This window comes from TM7 phylum sp. oral taxon 349 (assembly GCA_018127705.1).
Classification (GTDB): Bacteria; Patescibacteriota; Saccharimonadia; order Saccharimonadales; family Saccharimonadaceae; genus Saccharimonas.
In genome coordinates, this window is the sequence record CP072328.1 from 321048 (window position 1) to 342266 (window position 21219).

Below are 21219 nucleotides of genomic sequence, written 5' to 3' on the forward strand. Positions count from 1 at the left end.
TAAATATGAATAGGCGGGTGCAGTATGATGTTAACGGACGTCGGATGGATTATAGACGATTGACCGGTTTGCGTATCCGGCAACGGCAGCTTTACCGACCAGCTCGCGTATCACGCACTAGAACGATGACAGATGTAAGACGAATGCGGAAACCTGTGGCTGATATTATGAGGGCGGAGTCGCGTGCGCCGCGGAAGAGCCGGGCAGCTAGTAGTAAACGGAGGGATGGCGCAGTAGCACGACAACTTGTGCGCTCGGCGAGGATATTGTATGCACTAGAGAATATGAAAGTCGTATATGCTAAGCGACCTGAACAGCAAGAAAATACGTCGCGTAGAGTAAAACGAAGAAAGATCATTACTTGGCAGTTCGTTTCGCGGTCAATAGCGATTGCGCTAACGGTGCTTGCGCTGTATACAGTAGCAGATACGCTTATCTTGAATCAAAAGGTTAAAAAAGAAAGAAGCGATACGGTAGCAGCCGCTCAAAGTGATGATTCTAACAAACGCCAGGTGGCTGAAGGCAAGGACGAGAAAGATGTCAGTGATGATGCGATCGCTCGTTATAAAGTTGCGCCTGAGTTGCCGCGAATTATTCATATCAACGCAATTGGCGTAAAGGCGCGCGTCTTGCAGATGGGTGTCAATGTTGATGGTTCTATGCAAGCGCCGATCAATGTTTTTGACACGGGGTGGTATACGGGAAGCGTTCGTCCCGGGCAAAAAGGTGCGAGCATCATTGTAGGGCATGTCTCTGGCCCGACGCGGCACGGTATTTTTGAGAAACTTAGTCAGTTGAAAAATGGCGATTCAATAACGATAGAAAATGGTGCGGGAAAATTATTCAATTACCAAGTTGTTGCGTCCGAGACAGTGAAACTGGAGAATGTTGATATGAATAAATTTATGCGTCCTGCCAATGGCGTAGACGAAGGACTGAATTTGATGACATGCGCTGGAAAATGGATTAATAGCGGCAGTACAATGGACCACCGATTAATGGTGTATGCAAAACGTACGTCGTAGTCTGTTATAATAAGTGCTATGACAAAACAACACGCTTACATCACTACCGCTATTCCGTATGTCAATGGTCTGCCGCATATTGGTCATGCGATGGACTACATGTTGGCGGATGTTTGGGCGCGGTATGCGCGGCAAAACGGTCGCGAGGTTCGATTTCAGACAGGTGTAGACGAACACGGCAATAAAATTGCAGCAAAAGCAGCAGAGAATAATTTGACGCCGCAAGCGTATGTCGATCAGCTGTATGAAAACTTTAAAAAGATGATCGCCGAATTAAATATTTCATCGACCGATTTCATTCGTACGACCGATGCACATCACTGCGAGGCGGTGCAGTACATTTGGCGGCAATTAGCGGCAGGCGGCTATATTTATAAAGGCAGTTACGAGGGTTGGTACTGCCAGGGCTGCGAAGCATTTGTAACAGATACGGAAGCTGCTGAGAATAACGGCGTGTGCCCCGATCATAAAACACCATACCAGCGTTTGAGCGAAGAAAATTATTATTTTAAGACTAGCGCATTCTCCGATAAAATTCGCGAGGCGATTGAATCGGGCAGGATGAAGATTGTACCAGAGTTTCGCAAAAAAGAGTTTTTAGCATTAATAGGCAATGGTTTGCAAGATGTGTCGGTATCGCGCCCGCGCAAAAATCTGAGCTGGGGTGTTGCCGTTCCCGACGACGACAGCCAAGTGATGTACGTGTGGCTGGACGCGCTCAGCAATTACATTACCGTAATTGGATATCCGGATCGTACAGAAGAATGGCAAAGCTTTTGGCCGGCAGATGTGCAGGTCGTCGGGAAAGATATTCTGCGGTTTCATGCTGGAATTTGGCCGGCAATGTTAATGGCGCTTGATTTGCCGTTGCCGAAAGTATTATTGGTTCACGGATTTATTAACGTCAATGGCGCAAAGATGTCGAAAAGTTTAGGTAATGGCGTTGGACCGAGCGATATCGTACCGCATTACGGCGTTGATGCGTTTCGTTACTATTTTCTGCGCCACGTGCCAACGCAAGAAGACGGTGATTTCACATGGGAGAGGTTTGAAGCAGCATACAATGGCGAGCTTGGTAATGACCTTGGTAATTTAGTACAGCGCGTGGCAAAAATGGTATTGAGCTATCAGGCGGGAGTAATCGGTGATGCGCCGCAAGCGGAACATGATATGGGTCCGTACCGTACGGCTATGGAGTCATTTAATTTTGATCGGGCGCTTGCTGAAGTTTGGCAAACGATTCGTTCATTGAATCAGTATATTGAGCGTGTGCAGCCTTGGCAAGTCGCAAAAAAACGCGACAAAGACCCGGAAGCAGAGGTACACTTATCGGAGATTTTGGCGTATGCATGCGGCACGCTGCTGCAGGTGGCTGATATGTTAACGCCGTTCTTACCGCAAACTGCCGACAATATTCGCGGGTTGTTTGCAAGCGGCGTTGTGCCGCAGGAACTTGCGCCGCTATTTCCACGCGTCTATATTCATACACTCGATCCGCGCGGCGCCAAACAAGCATCATGAAGCTTATTGATTCGCACTGCCATTTGCACGATTCGGATTTCTACGATGATGAAACGCGCGAGCGTGTGTACCAGGAAGCGATTCACGCCGGTGTTGCGATGATTTGCGTTGGTACGGATACGCGCAGCTCGCATGAAGCGGTCGCCTTTGCAGAATCGCACCATAATGTATGGGTGGCCGTTGGAATTCATCCGCACGAGGCGGCGGTCAATCAGGCGGACGATATCCGTAAGCTGCTGTCGCAAAAATCCGATAAAGTCGTTGGTATTGGCGAAATCGGGCTAGACTATCACTACGATCACAGTCCGCGAGAGGTGCAGTTGCAGCGACTGCGCGAGCAGTTACAGCTGGCGGTAGCGTTTGATTTGCCAGTGAGCTTTCATGTGCGCGATGCGTTTGATGATTTTTGGCCGATATTTGACGAGTTTTCTGGCATTCGCGGTGTTCTGCACAGCTTCACTGATACGCAGGTAAATTTAGATGCAGGATTTGCGCGCGGTTTATATATGGGAATTAACGGCATTAGCACGTTTACGAAAGACGCGGCGCAGCAAACAATGTATCGCCATGCGCCGCTTGAGCGCGTTTTACTCGAAACAGATGCGCCATACTTGACTCCTATACCATTTCGTGGTAAAGTGAATGTACCAGCTTACGTGGGCAAAGTTGCGGAGTTTCAGGCGAGAGTGCGAGGTATCTCGCTTGATGATATTGCGCGGATAACAACCGCGAATACGCGAACACTTTTTGGAGTACATTATGCGAGAGGAACGACGAGCCACCACCGAATTTCAAGCTTCAGAAAATCCTGAAGTTTTTGCGAATACAACTGAAGATCTGACGTATGAGGCAATTGAGCGAGCGCGGTCAATTGAGGCTTCTGTGCCAAATGAAGAAACGCTTGTGCGCGTCGGCGAAGTCGCGCACGGTGCAATGTGGTCACAGCAAACACGAGAGCGACCGCTAACGCTGCACGAGGAGATTGCTCACTATTCCAGCCTTGTGCCGTATCTCCGCGAGCTGTATCAATCTGATTTCGAACAGGCGGCATAAATGGCTTCCGTACTGAAAAAAGCACTGAAATTACTCGTCGGCGATGACATGCCATCCGAGTGGCTAAAGCTGCCAAAGCGCAAACGACCGTTGCAGCCGTTGAGCGAACGCGAGCTGTTGACGCTTGAGAGTGAAATTGGCGCGCAATTATTCGGCCCGATTCCCGATGGGCATCGCCGCGAATTCTTCTGCCTGGACGACAAAACTTGGATTTGGCATGAAGAGTGGCTTGACGCGAAGCGTAAATTGCAAGCCGATACAATTAGGTACGAGATCACAAACAAAGGTATTCTAAAAGTGCAGGCTGGTCCGCATTATGACTACCTAGAAGGCGACGAGCTGCGCAATTTTGGCGTCGCTGTGCGCATGTACTATGAGCAAATTGCCCGGCAATTATACCGCCGCGATCCCGCGACGCACCAAAAATTGGTATAATATAATAGTGGATTCGGGTATGATCTATTTTGACCATGCGGCAGCGACGCCGCTTGATAAGCGTGTACTGGCGGCGATGCAGCCGTATTTTTCCGAGCAGTTTTTTAATCCATCTGCGCCATATGCTGCGGCAGTTGAGGTGAAAAGAGCGTATCAAGATGCAAAACATCGGTTAGCGGTATGTATCGGCGGGCAGGCAAGTGATGTGATTATGACGGCGGGCGCAACGGAGTCAATTAATTTGATAGTGTATAGCGCGCATGGGCATATCGTGACAAGCGCAATTGAGCACGATGCAGTACTGGATGCGGTAAAAACGCGCGAACATACGCTTGTCGCGCCAACAAAAAAAGGTGTTATTACGGCCGATGCTGTGCGTGCGGCAATTCGTCCGGACACCGAACTGGTTACGATTGCGCTTGCAAATCACGAATTAGGAACGATTCAACCGCTGCGTGATATTGCTGATATTGTGCGCACTGAGCGCCGCCGCCGGTTTGAGGCAGGTGAAACAGCACCGATTTGGCTTCATACCGATGCGTCGCAAGGCGCAGGGCAGCTTGACCTGCACGTGTCGCGGCTTGGTGTTGATGCGATGACGCTGAATGCAGGTAAAATTTACGGACCAAAGCAGGTTGGTCTGTTATGGCGCCAGGCGAACGTACGGTTACGACCATTTATTCGTGGCGGCGGACAGGAGCGCGGTCTTCGCAGCGGTACTGAAAATGTGCCGGGCGTGATTGGATTTGCTACGGCGCTTGAATTGGCGCAGCGGCATCGCAAGTCGGAAACGCGGCGGCTTGAGGAGCTGCGAAACGGCATGCAGCAGCGGATTGCCGCGGCGATTCCCGATGTAGTTATATCAGGCGACCAAAAACGCCGCCTGGCAAGCCATTTACACGTATCATTTCCGGGCATCGACGCAGAGCGCTTAATCTTCATACTTGAACAGCAGCATGTATACGTTGCAACTGGTAGTGCCTGTGCGGCGAATGCTGGTATGCGGTCGCATGTACTGCAGGCAATTGGACTAACTCCGGATGTTGCCGATGGCAGTTTGCGTATTACGCTCGGGTGTTTGTCAAATCAGGAGATTTGCGAGCGCGGTACTACCAAAATCATCGCGGCAGTCCAAGCTGAGCGAGCGAGGATGCGGCGATGAAAAAAGTTGTAATCGCTGTGAGCGCTATTGTAGTGCTAATTGCCGTGATTATTTGGAGTATTGGCGCATATCTGTACGTTGATGATTTACGTGGCTGCGGACAAGCGCCGACGACTTTCGATGTGTGTAGATCAGCCGACGCTATTGTTGCCGTGAGTGGCGGCGATACGCTTGCGCGCGCCGATGAGGCGATTAAATTATATCGTAACGGTTGGGCGAGATATATCGTATTTTCGGGTGCGGCGGCAGATAAAAGCGGTCCGAGTAATGCGCAGGTTATGAAACGCCATGCGATTGCGTCCGGTGTGCCGGCAACTGCGATTCTAATCGAAACAATGAGCGAAACGACAGAAGAGAACGCTATGAATACGACACAAATTCTTGACCAGCACCACATATCGTCGGTGATTCTAGTGACCAGTGTATATCATCAACGTCGTGCTACGCTGGAATTTCGCAAAAGCGCTCCGAAAATTTTCGTACGCAGTCATCCAGTTGAGTCAGACCGCCAGTGGCAAGGCGGCGGTTGGTGGCTGACGTCGACCGGTTGGAATCTTGCAATTCAAGAGCTTGGTAAAATTATCGTATCGACGAGGAATTAGCGTATGGCAAAGCGGGTATTTGTCGGTATGAGCGGTGGCGTTGACAGTAGTGTTGCAGCAGCGCTTTTGGTTGAGCAGGGTTATGACGTGAACGGCGTCTATATGAAAAACTGGAGCCAGGATTTGCCTGGTATGGAGTGCTCGTGGCGTGAAGATTTAGCAGATGCAAAACGCGTGGCAGTACAGCTTGGGATTGATTTTGAAGTATTTGATTTTCAGCGTGAGTATAAGCAAAAAGTTGTTGATTATATGCTTGATGAGTACAAAGCGGGGCGTACGCCGAATCCTGATATTATGTGCAATCAAGAAGTGAAATTTCGGCTGTTCCTTGATGTCGCGCTTGAGAAAGGCGCGGACTTTATCGCAACGGGGCATTATGCACGTGCTGAACACGGCGCGCTGATGATGGCAAAAGACTGCGTAAAAGATCAAACGTATTTTTTGTACCGTGTGACTCATGCGGCGTTGAGGCACACATTATTTCCGCTTGGCAGTTATACAAAGCCTGAAGTGCGCGCGATGGCAAAAGCACGCGGGTTATGGACGGCACGTAAAAAAGAGTCAATGGGTGTGTGTTTTGTCGGCAATGTCGGTATGTGTGAGTTTTTGAGCGAGTATGTGACGACAACACCAGGAGATATTGTCGATCGTGAAACGGGCGCAATTCTTGGTCGGCATGACGGCGCGATATTTTATACGCTTGGTCAACGGCATGGGTTGGAGATTGGCGGTGGACTACCTTATTATGTCGTTGGCAAAGACATGAACCGCAACGAAGTGTATGTGAGTCGAAATATCAATGATGATGCGATGTGGCGAACGACAATCCTACTGACCGATTTACACTGGATACATGGCGCGCCGAATGAAGCGGATGTGCTACGCGTACGCCTGCGCCATCGCGGTGAATTAAAATCGTGCCAATTGCGCGGAACTGAATTATTTCTCACTGAACCCGAGCGTGCAGTTGCGCCTGGGCAGTCGGCGGTGATATATGCCGGCGGTGTCTGTTTGGGCGGCGGAATTGTTGCAGGGTAATGCTACTTCCGATGACGACCGTTCAGTGTATACGCCGTTCTGTGGTATAATGACCCCTATGAATGCCCAGGAAATTCGCAAAAAGTATTTGGAGTTTTATCAGCAGCGCGGCCACGCGATCGTGAAGCGTGCACCGCTTATCTTGCACGACGACCCGACGACGTTGTTTACCGGCTCTGGTATGCAGCCAATGATTCCGTTCCTGCTTGGCGAGCCGCACCCGCGCGGCACGCGGATTGCCGATAGTCAGACGTGTTTGCGCGCGCAAGATATTGACGATATCGGCGACAATCGTCACACGACGTTTTTTGAGATGCTTGGCAACTGGAGTTTGGGCGATTATTTTAAGCAAGAGCAAATTCCGTGGATGTTTGAATTTCTGACAGAAGTTGTCGGACTTGATCCAGCGCGTCTTTATGTAACATGTTACCGTGGCAATGATAAATTTGGCATTCCAAAAGATCAAGAAGCGGCCGATCTATGGGCAAAGTTATTTGCTGATAAGGGTTTATCGCATGGGCAAGCAGACATTGGTAGCGAAGCAGATGGTTATGCGCGTGGTGTTCATGAAGGTGAGCGAATTTTCTTTTATGATGGAACAAAGAACTGGTGGAGCCGCAATGGCTCAGAGGCGACGACGCCAGTGGGCGATCCGTGCGGACCGGACAGCGAAATGTTCTATTTGTTTGATACACCGCACGACCCTGCGTTTGGTGAACATTGTCATCCAAACTGCGATTGCGGGCGATTCATGGAAATTGGTAATAATGTATTTATGGCATATAAAAAAGTCGCTGAGGGTGAATTTGAACCGCTCGCTAAGCCAAACATTGATCATGGATCTGGGTTAGAACGAATTGCTGCGGCAGCAAATAACAATCCGGATGTATTCAGAGTAAGCTTGCTCTGGCCGATTATTGAGAAACTTGAGCAACTGAGCGGTAAAACGTATGCAGCGCACACCGAAAGTATGCGTGTCATTGCCGACCACTTGCGTGCAGCGACATTTATGGCGGTTGATGGTTGCGTGCCGAGCAATAAAGAGCAAGGGTATGTTATGCGGCGGCTATTGCGGCGGGCAATCCGGTTTGCGAATGAACTTGGTGTGAAGGAAGACTTTTTCGAAGAAATTATTCCGGTGATTGCTGATTTGTATGTAAACGATTTTCCGGAAATTGCCGAGCATCGCGATAAAATTATTATCACGCTCATGAAAGAAGAAAAAGCGTTCACGCGGACACTCTTTAAGGGCGTGCGGCACTTGCGTAAATTTGTCGAAGACGGATTGACGGGCGTTGAGTTGTTCACTTTATATGACACGTATGGATTTCCGGTTGAGCTCAGTACGGAAATCGCGCGCCGCGAAGGCGTCAAGCTCGACGCTGACTGGCGAGTGCAATTTGACGCCAAGATGCAGGAGCAGCGCCAACGTAGCCAGACGGCGCGCAAAGGTCAATTCCATGGCGGACTAGAAGGCGCGGAGCCGATCCACTTAAAGTATCACACGGCGACGCATTTGCTCGGTGCGGCGCTACGGAAAGTACTGAACGCGCCGGATTTGCAGCAGCACGGCAGTAATATCACGACCGAGCGGCTGCGGTTTGATTTTAACCATGATAAGTTGACGCCAGCCGAGAAACAAGCAGTTGAAGATCAAGTAAATGCCTGGATTGATGCGGATTTGCCCGTTAACTATCGTGTATATCCGACTGACGAGGCGCTTCGGATGGGCGCAATCGGCGCATTTGGCGAGCGTTACGGATCAGAGGTAAAAGTGTATTCTATCGGTGAAGGCGATAATTGCGTTAGTTTTGAAGTTTGCGGTGGTCCGCATGTGAGGCATACGGGCGAGTTGAAAGCAGGCGGCAAACAGTTTAAGATAATCAAAGAAGAATCGTCAAGCGCCGGCATTCGCCGTATCAAGGCGGTACTACGCTGATATTTTGTTGAAAAGGCAATGGACCAAAAAATGTACCGCGAAAATAGCGAGTACAAACAAAATAGTATATAATGAAACTGTCTATGGTTTTAGATAAAATTCGTGCATTACGCAAAAAAGTTGATACGCAAGCCGATGATTATATCGTCGCGCTTGATATTGGTACTGAATATATCAAAGCGCTGATCGCTAATGTTCAGGGCGAAGATATTGAGATCGTTGGCGTTGGACGCGCGCACCAAGAGCTTGGCGATATGCACCAAGGTGCGATTGCTGATATCGCGGGCGTTGTCCGCAACTGCGAAGAAGCACTCGGCGCCGCCGAAGAAGAAGCTGGTTTGCAGGCGAAGCGTGCGGTGATTGGTATCGCTGGCGAGCTCGTAAAAGGCGTGACAAATACGATTCGATACCGTCGCCCGCAGCCGGATCGTCCGCTTGACGAAACTGAGATGGAATTTATCATCGAAAAAGTCCAAGACCGCGCCGCTGTAAAAGCGCAAAAGCAGATTGCACTCGAAACCGGTAATGATGATGTTGAAGTAAAGCTAGTGAATTCAGCACTCGTCAGTATCCATATTGATGGTTATAAGGTATCGAACCCGATTGGGTTTCAAGGAAAAGACGTTGCTGTGCAGATTTACACCGCTTTTGCGCCGATGGTACATATTGGCGCGCTCGAAAAAGTTGCAGACGAGCTTGATTTAACGCTGATGGCAGTGGCGGCTGAGCCGTTCGCTGTGAGCCGCAGCGTACTCGGAACGGATGCAAACAGTTCGTTTACGGCGATTTTGGCAGACGTTGGCGGCGGCACGACAGACATTGCTGTGGTGAATGACGGCGGCGTCGAAGGAACGAAAATGTTTGGTATCGGCGGACGCAGTTTCACGAAAACGATCGCAACGGAGCTGGCGATTAGCTACACGCAGGCAGAAAAACTAAAGGTTAATTTGGACGGCGAGAAAATTAAGCCGTCAGTAAAAGAGCAAATTGACGCCGCGATAAACCGCACGCTTGAGGTTTGGCTATCCGGCGTGGAATTGGCGCTGAGCGAATTTGATTCAGTCGACCAGCTGCCGCCGCGCATTTTGCTATGCGGCGGCGGCGCAAGTTTAGCACCGCTCGTTGATGCGCTTAAAAAAGACGATTGGTACAAAGATTTGCCGTTTACTAAGCGCCCGAGCGTTCAGCGAATTAGTCCGCATGATGTTATCGGTATCGTTGATACAACTGAAAAAGCAAGCGACCACACGTATATTACAGCGATGGGATTGTTGCGCGTGGGGTATGATACAATAATAGGAGCGAGCGACGCGCAAACGATGCGAGATCGAATCAATCGTATCCTGCGTGTGTAATAGAAATATGCAAAAAGATGTTATTTATATTGATGTAGAGGACGATATTACCGCGATTATCGGTAAGATTAAAGATGCCGAGCATGAGATTGTTGCGCTGGTGCCGCCGAAACGAATAGGCGCAATCCAAAGCGCGGTTAATTTGAAGTTAGTGCAGCGTGCGGCAGAACGCGCTGATAAACATGTCGTGATTATTTCAAACAATGCAGCACTTACGGCGCTTGCTGGCGCGGCGCATATTCCGGTAGCGAAAAACCTCCAAAGCCGGCCGGAAATCGCGGAAGTGCCGGCGCTAAAAGTTGACGAGGACGACGATATCATTGACGGATCGGCGCAAGGCGGCGACCCGAAAAAGCCGGAATCAATTGATTCGATCGAAAGCGAGAATGCAACCGCAAATCCAAGCAGCGATAAAAAGACATCGCCGGCAGACGCAAAAAACGGCAAGAAAAAAATTCCATCAATTCCTGATTTCAATAAATTCCGCAAAAAGTTTTTCCTGATTTTAGCGGGGGTTGTGTTACTGATTGGCGGCAGTATCTGGGCGTTTGTGATCGCGCCGCATGCTATGATTGCTATTACGGCGCAAACGTCGCAAGTTGCTGTGAATACACAAGTAAAAGCCAGCGATACTGCAGCGACTAGTCTGAGCGAGGGTACGATCAAAACAACAACAAAAGCATCGGAAACGCCGGTGTCGAAGACAATTCCGGCGACAGGCACGAAAGATGTCGGGACAAAAGCGACGGGTACGATCCGCGTGACGCCGACGCGCGAAACGATTAGCGATATCGTCGACCATGACGTAACGGTCGCAGCAGGTTCGGAAGTGTCATCGTCGAGCGGCGCAAAATACCGGCTTGACAGCGCACTGACATTCAGCTACGATACGCTGCGCACAACACGCAACGGCGTGACGGTCGGCGTGACAGCGGTCGAAAATGGCTCGAAATATAACGGCGCGTCCGGCAGTGCGAAAGGCTTATCAGGATTTGAGGCGAATTTCACAGCATCAACGTCGGGCGGCACAGATAAGACTGTTACCGTCGTACAGCAAAGCGACATTGATTCCGCAACAGCGAATTTAGTGTCCGACACCGAAAAAGATGCGGCAAAAAAGGCGCTCCAGTCGCAATTTGGCAAAGACGCTACGGTCATTGACGCGTCGTTTGTCGTCAATACAAGCGGCGTATCAATTCCAGCGGCAGGCACCGAGGCATCAGACGGTAAGGCGGCAATTGGCGGCGCAATTAAATATTCGCTTAAGGCAATCACAAAAGCTGATCTCAATACATTTCTCGATGCGTATTTCAAGCAGCAAATTGACGGAAAAAATAATCAAAAAGTGTATAGCAACGGCGTGTTATCGGTGTCGCTGACGAATGTTACGATTGCCGGGGAAACTGTAACGGCGAAGTTAACGGCAAACGGCAAAATTGGTCCAAAAATTGATGAAGCGGCAATCAAAGAATATGTGAAAGGCAAGCGCATTGGCGAAGTGCAAGAATACGTGAAAGCGATTGACGGCGTTAAATCGGTTGACGTTAATTTCTCGCCGTTTTGGGTACATACTGTGCCGGGCGATACAAAAAAGATAACGGTGAAATTCGTCGTCGATGAGTAAATCGTACGTTGCGCTTGATATCGGCGAGAAGCGAATTGGCGTTGCCTTAGCGCGTGATGACGTAAAAATCGCGATGGCGTATGATACGCTCAATGTTGATGGCGGCGAAGTTCAGGCGATTGCTGAAATTATCGTGCGTGAAAAAGCCGATGTGCTCGTCGTCGGGTACCCGCGCAACCAAGCAGGCGAGCCAACGAAGCAGACAGAATTTGTCGAGCGGTTCATCGAGCAGCTGCGCGATATTGTGTCAAAAATCGTTTTTCAAGACGAATCGCTTACGAGCGTTAAGGCTGAAGAGATTTTGAACGCGCGTAATCAACCGTACGCAAAAGGCGAAGTCGACGCACTAGCGGCAAGTCTGATACTACAAGATTATTTGGAGACGCACTAATGGACGGATTTCGCCGGTCCAGGTCGCCAGAGTCGCGATCGCCGCAAGCTATGGCGCAGCCGCATTTTCAGCCGCGTCCGTCTCGTCCGCAATCTGCTGGGTTGCCGCACGCGGACTCTTGCTCGCAAGCGCAAATGGAGCGGCAGTCTCGCCCAGGTTCACAATACCAGCCGCTGCAGCGTCCACGCCCTCTGTCAAACGTCAACAATACGCTGCCAGACGTGGGGAGTGTGCCGCGCAACAATTCGCAGGACTCTACTGAACCGTTCCGTAACCGCCGTAATACATCAGAACAAGAACACGCATCGACTCCTCTAAGCAAAAAACCTCGCCGCCATAAAAAGTGGCTTATCGCTTTTGTCATATTTAGCGTCATTGCTGCTATGGCTGCCGGCGCATACCTGTGGTATACTAGCCAGCTGAAAGCAGCCTCGCGCAGTACAGAGAAGTATTCAATTGTTATTAGCGACGGCGACTCAACGGCGGCAATTGCTGCTAAGCTGAAAAAAATAGGTGTCATTCGCGATGAATTAGCATTCCGAATTTATGCGTATTTAGAAGGTAAGGCAATGGTGGGCAGTACGTGCCGCGTTTCGCCGTCGCAAACCGTTCCCGAAATAGTGGCTAAATTAGCGGCTGGATGCCGTGATTTCAAAGCGATTACATTCTACCCGGGCGGCACGCTTGAAGCGTCGCGCTACAAAGCATCGCGCGCGCGAAGCGGCACCGATAAAACAAATGCGCGCTACGTTCTAAAGCGAGCTGGCTTTAGCGACAACGACATCACGGCAGCATTCCACGCGGTGTATGATAGTCCGTTGTTTGCCGATAAACCGGCAGATACGTCGCTTGAAGGCTATGTATTTGGTGAGACGTACCACGTGGCAGATGACGCGACGGCGAAGCAAGTTCTCGAAACGGTATTTGCGCATATGTATAAAATCGTGCAAAAGAACAATTTGGTCGCGAAATTTAAAGAGCAAGGGCTGAATTTATACCAGGGAATCACGCTTGCGTCAATTGTTGAGCGCGAGTTGACGTGCGAAGACAAGCCGACGGCAGAGCGTAAAGAGCGCTGCTATCAATATCAGCGTGGGATTGCGCAAGTGTTTATTAAGCGTTTCCGTGCGGGTGCGAAGCTTGGATCCGACATCACGGCGGTATATGCCGCCGATAAGGCAAAGATTGACATCCCCAAAGATGACACTAGTGCGCTTGTGTCGATTAATTCACCATATAATACGCGCAAATACAAGGGCTTGCCGCCAACGCCGATCGCTGCGCCCGGCGAATTATCGCTGCAGGCGGTCGCGAACCCGACCGAAACTGATTACAATTTCTTTTTGGCAGGTGATGATGGTTTAATTTACTTTGCAAAAACAAACGAAGAGCATGAGGCAAACATTAAAAATCATTGCCAAAAGCTTTGTGCGGAGATTTAGCGGTACAGTCACCTAAAATAAAACAACCCTAAACCGTAGATAAGTTAACGGATCTTTAAATAGCTCAGAATGGTTGGCTCTAGCCATCCATTCTTTACATAAGTCGATACGAAGCATTGACAGCATAGGCGTCTATCTGCTATAATGGAGAGCGTACATTCCTGTAGGTTTGTGATGTTTTACAGATAGTGCTTATCGCATAACGTTCAGGAATGGCTACCTTGAAAAGTCGTACAATTGCCAAAACAATCTTTTTGTTGCTATTAGTTAATTAAAACGGTCGATGGCAATTTTTCTCTGAAGTTCAGAGAGAAAGACTTTGATAGATATTGGGAATGCATGCGAACGTGTTCCGGGAGAACGATTATTATTACCAGCAATTCATCAGCGAAAGCTCGTTCGAATTTTATGGCTCGTAAGACTCTTGGCTTGCCGTCGCATACTCATGCGAGTAAGCGATCACGCCGCGGTGCGCTTTCTATTTCGTCAATTGCGTCGTATTTCGGCGTGTTTTTGTTAATTATAACATTAATCGCAGTTAGCTATCAGCCAGTTGTGACAGAGCGGTCGCCGGCGCTTGCCAATGCTTCACCGATAGTACAGACGACAACACTTGCTAAGGTGCAAAGTGAGGCTGGTTCGGTTGATCCAGTAGTGGCGGCGAATATTGCGTCTTCACTTGCTGACACGACGAATATGCCGGTCAGTAATAACGTAGCGAACTTGTCACAATCACTTGTAGCCGAAACGATGATGGCGCAAACCGATTCAAGTACAATCAGCAAGCCGCAGGTTGTGAATATGACAGCCGATTCACGTAGCATAACAACTTATGTGACGCAGGCAGGTGATACGCTTGACGGCGTTGCCGAGAAATACGGATTGAAAAAAACGACGATCGCTTGGGCAAATAATTTGAGCTCTGATGCGCTTGAGCCAAATGTAACGCTGACGATTTTACCGACAAACGGCATTCTGTACACGACGAAAGATGGTGATACACTTGATGCAATCGCCGAAAAATACGGTAGCAAGAAGAGCGATATTATTACTTATAATGACCTTGAGTTTTCGACTAGCGTCGCGAACGGTACGCGCTTGATTGTTCCTGGTGGTACTCTGCCGGAGAATGAACGCCCAGGTTATACTGCTTCGCCGCGCCGCGGCGTGCCAGCGAATAGCAACTGGAGTGCTGGCGCGGCAGCGGGTGTCGCCTCGTCGTTTAGGGGCGTGGTATCTGCTGGCAATAAATATGCCTGGGGTAATTGTACATGGTATGCATATGAGCGCCGTATTCAGCTCGGTCTGCCGGTCGGTAGCTATTGGGGTAACGCTAGTACGTGGGCATACAATGCGCGCGCTGCAGGGTTGGCGGTGAACGGCACGCCGGGTGCTGGGGCGATTATGGCAAACGGCGGCGGTTACGGTCACGTGGCGATTGTTGAATCGGTGAATCCAGGCGTCTCTGTTACGATTAGCGAAATGAACGGGTATCGCTGGGGCGGCGGCTTCAACCGTGTCGGTCGTGGGACACTCTCATGGAGCGAAGCAACTAGCGGTTACTATAAATATATCCATTAGAGTAGTATTGTGGAATGTAAAAACGTCTCTGTCAAATTAGGGGCGTTTTTGCTATACTGAAAGTATGTTTGTTGATACAGCAAAGGTAACGGTAACAGCCGGTAAAGGCGGCGACGGCGCAGTGAGCTTTCGCCACGAGATTTTTGTTGATAAAGGCGGTCCGGACGGCGGTGACGGTGGCAAGGGCGGCGACGTTGTTTTTGTCGCGACTGAGCAGCTCAATACACTGTTGAAATTTCGTTATCAGCCAAAGCTCAAAGCGGAGAATGGTGTAGCTGGCAGTAAAAGAAAAAAAGCGGGACGCGCAGGCGAGCACTTGATTGTAAAAGTTCCCGTTGGCACGCTTGTTAAGCGCGATGGTGCTATCGTAGCTGATTTAACGCGTCATGGCGAAGAAGCGGTGATTGCAAAAGGTGGTGATGGTGGATTTGGCAACGCGCATTTTAAATCGAGCGTGCGTCAGACGCCACGCATGGCGGAGTTTGGCGAGCCGGGCGAATCATTTGAGGTCGAATTGGAATTAAAATTGTTGGCGGATGTTGGGCTGATTGGCTTTCCGAATGCAGGAAAATCAACCTTTTTGAGCGTCGTGTCAAATGCGCATCCGGAGATCGCGAATTACGAATTTACCACTTTGACACCAAATTTAGGAGTGGCTGATATTGATGACGGCAGCATTCTCATCGCTGATATCCCAGGGTTGATTGAGGGTGCGAGCGAAGGTAAAGGTCTGGGTGACCTATTTTTGCGCCATGTCGAGCGGACGGCGGTGCTGCTCCATATGATTGATGCGTATAGCGACGATCCGGCGGAGAAATATACAGCGATTCGTCGCGAGCTTGAAAAATATAGCACGGAGTTAACAACGCGTCCAGAGATTATTGCACTGACAAAATGCGAAGGATTGGACGAGGAAATTATTGCGATGCAAAAAACAGCACTGCAAAAAGCGGCGAATAATGCGGAGATTGTGGCTATCTCATCGCAATCGGGGCGGGGTGTGAAAGATTTGCTGCGGTTGCTGCGGCGCGCAATTGAAGTGTACCGCCAGCGCGAGCAGCAGCAAGAGGTCGAAGCAGAGACCGGCCTACCGGTAATTTCGCTTGATGAAGACCAATTGACTGACGCGTGGACGGTTGAGCGGTTGCCGGACGAAATAAACGAGAATGGTGAGCTGGTAGCTGTTTTTATAGTTAGAGGTAAAAAAATCGAGAAATTTGCTCGCCGGACGAATTTTGAGCAGTTTGAAGCAGTGAACCGTCTGCGCGACATCATGAAACGGACGGGTATTGCGCATGAGCTAGTCCGCCAAGGTGCGACAGGTGAAAGTGTTGTGCGAATCGGTGAGAGCGAGTTGACACTAGTTGAACAATAGTATTCTAAAAGGAGGAAATAATGGGCAACAAAGAAAATGTTAATAGTGCGAGTGGTGAGAAATTCATAGAAGCGCCAAATCGTCTTCAAGTGGCGCTATATAGTGGCAAACAGCATAGAAATTTTTTAGAAGTATATACCCGCACAGTTATATTGGATCTACTCTAGCTGCTGCTGTAGGTTTCTCTATGGGGGCATGCATCACGCCTCGTAAAAGCCCTAATAGTGAATGACAACAATATCCGAGGAGCGCTTGAGCGTAATCCCGATAATCCGCCATTACTCGGCGATCGTTTACTAGCGGCCGAACCACGAGAGTTTACTGAAAAACTATGTGCAGACGTTCGCCGCGGCGGCACTGGGCGACTGCTAGATACAAGAGTCGGTAAGATGACGAACTATGTCCTTACGCATCTTGAGAAGAGGCGGTGGCCAGACGAGGACGCGAAACAATTTTTGGTGATTATCTTGAGTTCTTGTTGTTCGACGACGATAGGCGGCAAGAACGGCGGGTACTTAAAGCTGAGGAACTTGATGAACATTATTCTCGCACAAATAATGGGTGGTATAATACTCACCTCGTGCTAGCTAAGGCTCATTTTCGCGCCGATAATTTACCTGACTTTAATTGCCAAACAGGGTAACTAGATGCGGCAAATGATCTATACGATGATTGGAAGAGAGGCGAAATAAATATTCCACAAGAAGTGCTTGAGGATACTGGGGTTGAAGCAGATAGAGATGTCGCTGAGGTAAAATCCTCGCCGACAATCACGGAGTGGTGCTGCGATACAGCGAGCGATGCAGTGAAAGCTCTGAGGCTAGTCGTATGCGACCTGAAGTTATGGTATGTGTGGTGATAGGAGGGCGCGCGGTTCTCTGAACAGAGAGGTACGATATGGGATTGAAGAAGCAGATATGTATCTTAATCCTGAGTCGTAACACACTAAAACTATTTTTTTGCTATACTATAAGAGTATGGCGCGGACATTCTTTTTCTACGACTTAGAAACTAGCGGCTTAAATGCGCGCGAAGACCGGATCATGCAGTTTGCGGGGTGGCGGACAGACATGGATCTTACACCAATTGACGAGCCGTATAATATACTCGTAGCGCTCAACGACGATACGCTACCGAGTCCTGATGCTCTAATGGTCACTGGTATTACACCGCAAAAAACTGTCAATGAGGGTTATAGTGAGGCGCAATTTGCACGTATACTAAGCGATGAAATTTTCACACCCGATACGATCGTTGTCGGGTTTAATAATATTCGGTTCGACGACGAATTTATTCGCCATCTGCTGTGGCGTAATTTTTACGATCCATACGAATGGTGCTGGAAGGATGGTCGGTCACGCTGGGATATGCTCGACGTAGTGCGCATGACGCGGGCGCTCCGCCCTGAGGGAATTAGTTGGCCGCTTGATGCCGCGGGCGAACCGACAAACAGACTTGAGCTTATCACGCGCGAAAATAGTATTGCTCATAAGAATGCGCACGATGCAATGAGCGACGTCGATGCATTGATTAATGTGACAAAATTGATTCGCAGTAAGCAGCCGCAGCTATTTGAGTACCTGCTAAAAATGCGCGATAAAAAAGAAGTCGTGAAACTTATAAATGTCGACGATAAAAAGCCATTTGTTTATAGTAGCGGACGTTATGATAAAGAATTTGCTAAAACAACAGTCGCGTTTCCGTTGACGATGGGGCGTAAGGGTAACGTCGTGGTATATGATTTACGATATGACCCGACGCCATTTGTTAATTTAAGCGAGTCAAAGTTGGCACACAAAGTGTATGCAAGCTGGCAGGAGCGCCAGGCTGAAGATTTTGTGAAGTTACCAGCGAAAGAGCTGCAGTTGAATCGCTGCCCGGCAGTGGCACCGCTTGGCGTATTGGCGCACAGTGACGGGTGGGAGAAAATATCGCTTGATGTCGAGACAATTGCAAAACACCAAGAGATCCTCCTGACACACCCAGAATTCGCTGAAAAATTGCGTACAATTTTTGAAAACAAACCTGAATTTACACGATCGCCCGATCCGGAAACACAACTATACGACGGGTTTCTGAACGACCGCGATCGGTTGCGTGTTGAAGCAGTACGCAGTGCGAGCGAGCGTGAGTTGGTCGATTTTCATCCCAACTTCACCGACGAGCGACTGCCGGGATTATTGTTGCACTATAAAGCGCGAAACTTCCCGAAAGCGTTGAGTGATGATGAGCTTACGGCGTGGCAAACGTGGCGTGCGGCACGCATCCAAGCACAGCTGCCAAAGTATATGGCGGTGCTGCAGCGACTTACGGCTGGAGCACTTGATGCTGATAAAGAATTTATCGTGCAAGAGTTGCAATTGTGGGCAGAATCGATTTTGCCAGAATCAGATTAGTATCCTGATGTGTGTGTCGGCGGTTTGAGCGGCGCCGTATTGCATACCGCATCAATAATACCGACGATCAGAACGATACAACCGCCAAGTATTATCCAATAGGGGATGCTAATTGTTGTCCCGGGAATCATGCCAGTGAGCATGAAGCTAAGCAATGTGTCGAGAAAACTACTACTATGCACGAAAAATATCCCTGCTATTGTGAGTATGAACGTGGTAAGAAATAAATACTTGCATTTCATAGTGGCGCGCCCTAGATCACTTTTATCTATAACAATAATATAGCAATTAGATCAAAAATATGCAACGATAAGCGTCATAATAGCAGCTACGATTTTTTCGTTTGAGCGCAGCGTGTACAAATTCCCTGAATCTCAAGGATGTGCGATGGACTATGAATATGATACTCGGCAGCAATTGATGCAATGAGACACTCAAGCGTGTGATTTTCAGGTAAATCAATTACGCGTCCACATTGCCGGCAAGTTGCGTGGTGGTGGTGTTTGCTAAATGTGTCGGATAATTCGATTTTATGTTTCCAACCGACAGGAACAACATGCACGATGCCAAGGCGCTCAAATAACTCAACTGTACGGTACACGCTAACGCGGTTGATTGATGGTGTTGTCGCGCGTATCAGCTCGCTAACGTAGCACGGCGGCTGATCGTATAATGCAGTAAATACCGTACGACGCGGTTTGGTGATGTGTAGCTGGTGTTTTCGTAAGATAGTTTCTAACGTTCGTAGAGCATCGTTCATGATACTGATCAGTATATCTATATTGCAATAAATTTGCAATATTCTATGCAAAAGATCGTAATCATAGTTCGTGTCACTTCGTTTTCTAAATCTCGGTACATTAACCTAACCCAAAACACCCATTAAAATTAGAGTTGTAATAGCAACTAATCAAAGAAAGGATGTCCCGTATGTCTAACATACATACCAATACTTTGCCAGCAATAAGAAAATGCTGGTTAGTTTTAGTTAGGTTCTCATCATCACCTTTAAGATAATCAAAGTCATACTGGCTAGATTAGTTAGTCAGTTTAGTTTAACTTGCTTTACTTTAGTTACTCATTAACAAACTTAGTCTTTGGTGAGAAGGTATAGGTAGCCTACAACACCAAGCGTACATATATCATAGCCAGAGCTTGAGAGGAGGTAACTTAGATTATGGGTGTATGTCCACAGTGTAAGAACACTCTACACGAGAATTACTTACTTAGGTATTTGTGGTGTAAGCTATGTCGTAAGAAATATAGAGCTACTGCCTGGAAGGGTTCATGGCTCTATGGTATGAAACTATCACCAAATCAGTTATTTAAGCTGCTATAGTGCTGGCAAACAAAGAAGAGCCTAAGAGCTTAGAACAGTAATCATTGTAGAGTGATCTAGAAGCTAACCCGTATACACTGCTAAACCCTAAGCTATAAGCTACTAGGGCTTTGTCTGCTATAAAAGACGGTATTAGCTAAAGTAAGCTACCCTACAGTCTCTAGATGGTTCTCTCGGGTTTAGAGATAAGCTATACCATATACCATATACATGCGTATACTAGATACTCTATTTACACCTCTTCTAGAAGGCTTAGGATTAGGCTTAGAGTTAGGGTTTAGGGTTTAGGGTTTAGGGTTTAGGGTTTAGTCCATCCTCTCCCTCACTTCCAATACCATGCCTAGAGGGTTTAGGGCTAAGCTTAGGCTTAGACTTAAGCTTAAGCTTAAGTCTAGGTTTAGATTTAGAGTTTAGAGCTTAGAGCTAGGAGATCTAATCCAGGCAGATTGAACAGCTACTTTGCTAAGCTAAAGAGCAAACAGGCTACCTATATAGTAACAGGCGCTATAGGGCCATATACTGGACGTAAAGCTAAGTAAGCCTAACCTAACCTAACCTAACCTAACCTAACCTAACCTAACCTAACCTAACCCTTACGTATTACAAGAAGCTTCTATAACGGCAGAGATAGAGATGTACTTGAAGAATTCATTCTGGGATACTGTAAAGCCTGGCAGCTTAGTTATTACAGACAAGTGGTATGGTTATGGTGAAATATCACTATTTATCCTATACTCTCTACTCTCTACTTCTAGGCTACTGCCATGAGAGTCATAACCATAGCAAGGGAGATTATGGTAATACTAATACTAAACACTAAACACTAAACACTAAACACTAAACACTAAACACTAAACAAAGCTGAATTAATGTGGAGTGCAGCTAAACGTCATATGCGTAAGCTCTACGGACAACGTATACTAACACATCAGTTACAGGAT

Annotated in this window: 21 protein-coding genes; 19 read left to right on the forward strand and 2 right to left on the reverse strand. The window is 48.4% G+C overall.

The annotated features are described in order from the left end of the window. Positions 1-5: 5 nt before the first annotated feature. The 19 genes from J5A52_01685 (at position 6) to sbcB (ending at position 18939) form a co-directional block, all read left to right on the forward strand. Entirely contained in the window at positions 6-1025 is a 1020-nt protein-coding gene (locus J5A52_01685) for a class F sortase (protein ID QUB37792.1), read from the forward strand. A gap of 18 nt (positions 1026-1043) precedes the next feature. Further along, positions 1044-2546 (forward strand): methionine--tRNA ligase, encoded by a 1503-nt coding sequence (locus J5A52_01690; GenBank protein ID QUB37793.1) that lies wholly within the window; start codon positions 1044-1046, stop codon positions 2544-2546. Beyond that, complete coding sequence (locus J5A52_01695) at positions 2543-3358, forward strand: TatD family hydrolase (protein ID QUB37794.1); 816 nt, start codon at positions 2543-2545, stop codon at positions 3356-3358. The genes J5A52_01690 and J5A52_01695 overlap by 4 nt, the downstream gene beginning before the upstream one ends. After that, the gene (locus tag J5A52_01700; protein QUB37795.1) at positions 3306-3599 is read left to right on the forward strand and encodes a hypothetical protein; all 294 of its coding nucleotides are present in this window, start codon (positions 3306-3308) and stop codon (positions 3597-3599) included. The genes J5A52_01695 and J5A52_01700 overlap by 53 nt, the downstream gene beginning before the upstream one ends. Continuing rightward, positions 3600-4034, forward strand: a complete 435-nt coding sequence (locus tag J5A52_01705) for a hypothetical protein (GenBank protein QUB37796.1) — start codon at positions 3600-3602, stop codon at positions 4032-4034. It begins immediately after the preceding gene. A gap of 19 nt (positions 4035-4053) precedes the next feature. Continuing rightward, complete coding sequence (locus J5A52_01710) at positions 4054-5196, forward strand: cysteine desulfurase (protein QUB37797.1); 1143 nt, start codon at positions 4054-4056, stop codon at positions 5194-5196. Beyond that, positions 5193-5798, forward strand: coding sequence for a YdcF family protein (locus J5A52_01715; GenBank protein ID QUB37798.1), 606 nt, complete (start codon positions 5193-5195; stop codon positions 5796-5798). The genes J5A52_01710 and J5A52_01715 overlap by 4 nt, the downstream gene beginning before the upstream one ends. Positions 5799-5801: 3 nt before the next feature. Further along, a complete protein-coding gene (gene mnmA / locus J5A52_01720) occupies positions 5802-6836 on the forward strand; it encodes a tRNA 2-thiouridine(34) synthase MnmA (protein QUB37799.1) in 1035 nt (344 codons plus the stop codon). A 58-nt stretch (positions 6837-6894) separates the two neighbouring features. Beyond that, positions 6895-8775, forward strand: coding sequence for an alanine--tRNA ligase (locus J5A52_01725; protein QUB37986.1), 1881 nt, complete (start codon positions 6895-6897; stop codon positions 8773-8775). An 83-nt stretch (positions 8776-8858) separates the two neighbouring features. Next, positions 8859-10130, forward strand: a complete 1272-nt coding sequence (locus J5A52_01730) for an ethanolamine ammonia-lyase reactivating factor EutA (protein ID QUB37800.1) — start codon at positions 8859-8861, stop codon at positions 10128-10130. Between the two features lie 7 nt (positions 10131-10137). After that, positions 10138-11754 carry a hypothetical protein gene (locus J5A52_01735; GenBank protein ID QUB37801.1) on the forward strand — a complete coding sequence of 539 codons (1617 nt, stop codon included), beginning with the start codon at positions 10138-10140 and terminating at the stop codon, positions 11752-11754. Beyond that, a complete protein-coding gene (gene ruvX / locus J5A52_01740; protein QUB37802.1) occupies positions 11747-12145 on the forward strand; it encodes a Holliday junction resolvase RuvX in 399 nt (132 codons plus the stop codon). The genes J5A52_01735 and ruvX overlap by 8 nt, the downstream gene beginning before the upstream one ends. Then, entirely contained in the window at positions 12145-13587 is a 1443-nt protein-coding gene (gene mltG / locus J5A52_01745) for an endolytic transglycosylase MltG (GenBank protein ID QUB37803.1), read from the forward strand. The genes ruvX and mltG overlap by 1 nt, the downstream gene beginning before the upstream one ends. 339 nt (positions 13588-13926) lie before the next feature. Continuing rightward, on the forward strand, positions 13927-15168 hold the full coding sequence (locus J5A52_01750) for a LysM peptidoglycan-binding domain-containing protein (GenBank protein ID QUB37804.1): 1242 nt from the start codon (positions 13927-13929) through the stop codon (positions 15166-15168). Positions 15169-15232: 64 nt separating this feature from the next. Next, positions 15233-16543 carry a GTPase ObgE gene (gene obgE, locus J5A52_01755; GenBank protein ID QUB37805.1) on the forward strand — a complete coding sequence of 437 codons (1311 nt, stop codon included), beginning with the start codon at positions 15233-15235 and terminating at the stop codon, positions 16541-16543. A 20-nt stretch (positions 16544-16563) separates the two neighbouring features. Then, positions 16564-16710 carry a hypothetical protein gene (locus J5A52_01760; GenBank protein QUB37806.1) on the forward strand — a complete coding sequence of 49 codons (147 nt, stop codon included), beginning with the start codon at positions 16564-16566 and terminating at the stop codon, positions 16708-16710. A gap of 260 nt (positions 16711-16970) precedes the next feature. Continuing rightward, on the forward strand, positions 16971-17186 hold the full coding sequence (locus tag J5A52_01765; protein ID QUB37807.1) for a hypothetical protein: 216 nt from the start codon (positions 16971-16973) through the stop codon (positions 17184-17186). A gap of 63 nt (positions 17187-17249) precedes the next feature. After that, positions 17250-17402, forward strand: coding sequence for a hypothetical protein (locus J5A52_01770; GenBank protein QUB37808.1), 153 nt, complete (start codon positions 17250-17252; stop codon positions 17400-17402). A gap of 118 nt (positions 17403-17520) precedes the next feature. Then, positions 17521-18939 carry an exodeoxyribonuclease I gene (gene sbcB, locus J5A52_01775; protein ID QUB37809.1) on the forward strand — a complete coding sequence of 473 codons (1419 nt, stop codon included), beginning with the start codon at positions 17521-17523 and terminating at the stop codon, positions 18937-18939. Here sbcB and J5A52_01780 read toward each other — a convergent pair. Both J5A52_01780 and J5A52_01785 read right to left on the reverse strand, forming a co-directional pair. After that, complete coding sequence (locus J5A52_01780; protein ID QUB37810.1) at positions 18936-19181, reverse strand: hypothetical protein; 246 nt, start codon at positions 19179-19181, stop codon at positions 18936-18938. The genes sbcB and J5A52_01780 overlap by 4 nt on opposite strands. Before the next feature lie 86 nt (positions 19182-19267). Continuing rightward, positions 19268-19699: a transcriptional repressor gene (locus J5A52_01785; GenBank protein ID QUB37811.1), complete on the reverse strand. Its 432-nt coding sequence runs from the start codon at positions 19697-19699 to the stop codon at positions 19268-19270. Between the last annotated feature and the right edge of the window lie 1520 nt (positions 19700-21219).

Bases quoted from the DNA above. Each gene is read 5' to 3' on its own strand.
- J5A52_01725 (QUB37986.1), top strand. From the start codon at position 6,895: ATGAATGCCCAGGAAATTCGCAAAAAGTATTTGGAGTTTTATCAGCAG.
- mnmA (QUB37799.1), top strand. From the start codon at position 5,802: ATGGCAAAGCGGGTATTTGTCGGTATGAGCGGTGGCGTTGACAGTAGT.
- J5A52_01690 (QUB37793.1), top strand. From the start codon at position 1,044: ATGACAAAACAACACGCTTACATCACTACCGCTATTCCGTATGTCAAT.
- ruvX (QUB37802.1), top strand. From the start codon at position 11,747: ATGAGTAAATCGTACGTTGCGCTTGATATCGGCGAGAAGCGAATTGGC.
- J5A52_01780 (QUB37810.1), bottom strand. From the start codon at position 19,181: ATGAAATGCAAGTATTTATTTCTTACCACGTTCATACTCACAATAGCA.
- J5A52_01730 (QUB37800.1), top strand. From the start codon at position 8,859: ATGGTTTTAGATAAAATTCGTGCATTACGCAAAAAAGTTGATACGCAA.
- J5A52_01685 (QUB37792.1), top strand. From the start codon at position 6: ATGAATAGGCGGGTGCAGTATGATGTTAACGGACGTCGGATGGATTAT.
- obgE (QUB37805.1), top strand. From the start codon at position 15,233: ATGTTTGTTGATACAGCAAAGGTAACGGTAACAGCCGGTAAAGGCGGC.
- J5A52_01710 (QUB37797.1), top strand. From the start codon at position 4,054: ATGATCTATTTTGACCATGCGGCAGCGACGCCGCTTGATAAGCGTGTA.
- J5A52_01695 (QUB37794.1), top strand. From the start codon at position 2,543: ATGAAGCTTATTGATTCGCACTGCCATTTGCACGATTCGGATTTCTAC.
- sbcB (QUB37809.1), top strand. From the start codon at position 17,521: ATGGCGCGGACATTCTTTTTCTACGACTTAGAAACTAGCGGCTTAAAT.
- J5A52_01785 (QUB37811.1), bottom strand. From the start codon at position 19,699: ATGAACGATGCTCTACGAACGTTAGAAACTATCTTACGAAAACACCAG.
- J5A52_01715 (QUB37798.1), top strand. From the start codon at position 5,193: ATGAAAAAAGTTGTAATCGCTGTGAGCGCTATTGTAGTGCTAATTGCC.
- J5A52_01750 (QUB37804.1), top strand. From the start codon at position 13,927: ATGCGAACGTGTTCCGGGAGAACGATTATTATTACCAGCAATTCATCA.
- mltG (QUB37803.1), top strand. From the start codon at position 12,145: ATGGACGGATTTCGCCGGTCCAGGTCGCCAGAGTCGCGATCGCCGCAA.
- J5A52_01700 (QUB37795.1), top strand. From the start codon at position 3,306: ATGCGAGAGGAACGACGAGCCACCACCGAATTTCAAGCTTCAGAAAAT.
- J5A52_01705 (QUB37796.1), top strand. From the start codon at position 3,600: ATGGCTTCCGTACTGAAAAAAGCACTGAAATTACTCGTCGGCGATGAC.
- J5A52_01760 (QUB37806.1), top strand. From the start codon at position 16,564: ATGGGCAACAAAGAAAATGTTAATAGTGCGAGTGGTGAGAAATTCATA.
- J5A52_01735 (QUB37801.1), top strand. From the start codon at position 10,138: ATGCAAAAAGATGTTATTTATATTGATGTAGAGGACGATATTACCGCG.